The following is a 2895-nucleotide window of genomic DNA, read 5'->3' as shown; positions in this document are numbered from 1 at the left end:
ATTATCAAATATCTCTCCGAATCACAAGAAGAAGTAAGACTAAATAAAAAAAATAAAAATATTCTATAGATCATTTTAGTAATGGTAGCTAACGGTTTTGTATAACGCTCGTTTCGCCTAGCGCAGCGCGCAGATGGCAGCAGCTACAAGTTCTTCATTCACTTCTTAGCACCAAATTATTCAGAGCTGCGTGAGACTCAGAAAGGCAAGCGAGTTCGAGTTTTCAGAAACCAATATAGTTAAATATTTGCAATCAATTTACTTCTAGTTACCTCAAGAGCAATGATTAGTATACGTTGTTGGCAAATCGTTTTTTAATCCAAATTGAACAATAAAAAACTTAGCCCATAAAAGTAAATTCCGCCAATTATTATAATCCCAATATAATTTAATTTCAATGTTGTGCTTTTTAAATCTGTCCAAAACGATTTTAGCTTTTCTTTTTCTGCTAAAATTACTTTGGTGTTCGCTAAGAAATCTCCAATTCTTCTCTCAGGGCTGATTAAACTAACAATCACTTCTATCGGCCAAGCGACACATATTGTCAAATTTCTAATGAAACATTGTAACTCGTTTGCAGGATTATTCGTTTTTCGGTCAATTACTTGATAACCCAAAATTCTCTTGCCTGGGCTTTTGGATTTAAAAAAATCCTTATTTAGATAAATAAAAAAAGGGAGAAGAATCAGAGATATTCCAAACCACTTGTTGAGATAATCTTCAAAATAGGCCACAAGTCCAAATAAGAGAGCTAACAAAGGCACAATTACAAGGCACATTATCATATGATCTATTAACATACTTAGAACTCTATGAAGATTTGGGTACTTTCTTGTAGTATCATTTATATCTCCAATTAGTCCATTGGTGTTAAATTGTGTCTCGCTCATGATTAAATGTTTGCCAACGGGTTAGTATAACGATTGTTGCGTTTGGCGCAGCGAGCTGAGGGCAGCAGCGACAAGTTCAGACTTCTCTTCTTAGTTCCAAATTCAACAGAGCTGCGTGAGACTCAGAAGGGCAAGCGTTACGTTATTTTTCAGTAACCAATATAGCTAAATATTTGTAGAAATTATTTAGTAATTCCCGCAAGAGCAATAATTGTTATACGTTGTTGTAGCACGTTTTTTTAATTCAGATTCAACTTTCCGTTATCAGTTAAATATTTTCTATATTCAGTTTGGTAATTTTTGTCAAGTTTCATTTTTAGTGAATTCAAGTCAATTCCGTTACCAATTTTTACATTTTTTTCAGTCACCCGATATAAATCCGATATTGCTGGTGGTTCAGCCCATTCCATCGTGTATTGAAATCCGTCAATTATTAATTCCGATTTAGTGTCAACTTTTAAAATCAGATAATCGTGAAAAGTTTTACGAGTTCCGTCGAAGGAATCTCCTTTGAATTCCGAAATGAATACGTAAATATCATTTGTTCCTTTTTTTGGATTAAATGCTTTTTTCAGTCCGTCATTTTTGTAGATTTTGAAGTTGTCAAAATTTTTAAACGCTTTGTAATTAATATCCGAATTTTCAGTTTTTGAAACCAGTTTATATACTTTTTCCTGTCCGAAATTCAGATTGTAAATTAGAATGAAAATGATTATTATTAATTTCTGCATTTCGTTTTCTCAAATGTGCTACAACGGGTTAGTATAACGATTGTTGCGTTTGGCGCAGCGCGCTGAGGGCAGCAGCGACAAGTTCATGATTCACTTCTTAGTTCCAAATTCAACAGAGCTGCGTGAGACTCAGAAGGGCAAGCTTTACGTTATTTTTCAGAAACCAATATAGCTAATTATTTGTAGAAATTATTGTGAAATTACCGCAAGAGCAATAATTGTTATACGTTGTTAGCAAATGGTATTTTATAAGTTATCAATAAAGTAAAATTTTGATAATATTAAAGCTCGATTTTCATCAGTTGATTTATTTATTTTACTAATGCTCTTTATAGATTTCCCATCTTTAAAATAGTATATATCATCACTTTGTATTAATTTTTCAGCGCTTTCATTATCAAGTTCTGATTCTGTGATTTCGCAATAAACTAAATTACCATATTCATAATAGAATTTATACTCTGCTGATAGTTGTTTTAGATCAATTTCTACAATTTGACGAACAACATCCGATTGATTATTATGTAATTCAGTTACTACAGTTTTTCCAAATGATTTTCTATCAGAGTTTGGCGTTTCAAATTCTTTAATTCTTTCAGCAGTATCAACTCTGTTGTTTATGTATGAAACATACTTATTAATATCCTCAACAGTATTTAATGAATAGCATCCAGAAATAACTAAAAATAACATGTAGTACTTGATTTTTTCCACTTTTTGCTAACGGGTTTGTATAACGATTGTTGCGTTTGGCGCAGCGCGCTGAGGGCAGCAGCGACAAGTTCAAATTTCACATCTTAGTACCAATTATTCAGAGCTGCGTGAGACTCAGAAAGGCAAGCGAGTTCGAATTTTCAGAAACCAATATAGTTAAATATTTGTAGAAATTATCAAGTAATTCCCGCAAGAGCAATAATCGTTATACGTTGTTACTACAAGTAGCGAGACACGAACCAAATGATTTGTCTCGGAATTACATTTAGATTCAGAGGTTTTTCGAATAAGCGTTAAAATCAGAAGGATAGAAGGAGTTCAATTTTGAAACTTGAATATCTTATGAGTTGAAAATTCAAAATCAGCTTTTTTCAATCGGAAGGACGTAAGAATGACCGACTTTGTTCTTAGCAGTAATCTGCTCGGAAAAAAATCCGAAGATTTTCTTTCCGAGCTATTTTTAGTAACGGGTTTGTATAATAATTGTAGCGCTTGGCGCAGTGTGCGGCTTGAAGCGGCGACACCTTTTCAGTTCTTTAATTAGTTCCAGTTATTCGGAG

Annotated in this window: 3 protein-coding genes; all 3 read right to left on the bottom strand. The window is 33.2% G+C overall.

The genetic code is table 11. The features are described from left to right. Positions 1-314: 314 nt before the first annotated feature. Positions 315-890 carry an RDD family protein gene (locus BLQ00_RS17255; protein WP_093145564.1) on the bottom strand — a complete coding sequence of 192 codons (576 nt, stop codon included), beginning with the start codon at positions 888-890 and terminating at the stop codon, positions 315-317. Positions 891-1129: 239 nt separating this feature from the next. Further along, complete coding sequence (locus BLQ00_RS17250) at positions 1130-1621, bottom strand: hypothetical protein (protein ID WP_093145563.1); 492 nt, start codon at positions 1619-1621, stop codon at positions 1130-1132. Between the two features lie 246 nt (positions 1622-1867). Further along, positions 1868-2335: a hypothetical protein gene (locus BLQ00_RS17245; RefSeq protein ID WP_139149460.1), complete on the bottom strand. Its 468-nt coding sequence runs from the start codon at positions 2333-2335 to the stop codon at positions 1868-1870. Between the last annotated feature and the right edge of the window lie 560 nt (positions 2336-2895).

Origin of the sequence: Ulvibacter litoralis, assembly GCF_900102055.1 — a bacterium.
Lineage (GTDB): Bacteria > Bacteroidota > Bacteroidia > Flavobacteriales > Flavobacteriaceae > Ulvibacter > Ulvibacter litoralis.
This window is presented reverse-complemented; position numbering and strand designations above follow the sequence as displayed.

Coding starts and splice junctions, on each gene's coding strand:
- BLQ00_RS17250 (WP_093145563.1), bottom strand. CDS start 1,621: ATGCAGAAATTAATAATAATCATTTTCATTCTAATTTACAATCTGAAT.
- BLQ00_RS17255 (WP_093145564.1), bottom strand. CDS start 890: ATGAGCGAGACACAATTTAACACCAATGGACTAATTGGAGATATAAAT.